Source organism: Alkalihalophilus lindianensis (genome assembly GCF_032843265.1).
Classification (GTDB): domain Bacteria; phylum Bacillota; class Bacilli; order Bacillales; family Bacillaceae_D; genus Alkalihalophilus; species Alkalihalophilus lindianensis.
The window spans coordinates 1-245 of record NZ_JAWJBA010000835.1 but is presented as its reverse complement, the minus strand read 5'-3'; the positions used below and the strand labels follow the sequence as shown (position 1 = coordinate 245).

At 39.6% G+C, this 245-nt stretch carries 1 protein-coding gene; it reads left to right on the top strand.

All coding sequences use genetic code 11. The features are described from left to right. Positions 1-185 (top strand): protein YqfZ (yqfZ, locus tag RYX56_RS24500; protein ID WP_317124407.1); only part of this gene is annotated, 185 nt, incomplete at its 5' end. Between the last annotated feature and the right edge of the window lie 60 nt (positions 186-245).

Below are 245 nucleotides of genomic sequence, written 5' to 3'. Positions count from 1 at the left end.
CTTCATTTGAAGCGAAGGTAAAACCTGGAGAAACCGTTATTTCCATTGTCGAACATCAATTAGGCAAACCACTTCCGGTATCGATTACTGATTTAATAAACGACTTCAAAAAGTTAAACCCCGGCCAGCATCCGGAAAAAATTAGAATAGGCTCCACCTATCATTTTCCCGATTACTCAGACTAAGGAGAGAAAAACCTTTATCCTTGTCAAAGATAGTGGGACGCTGATAGAATAGCAATGAAC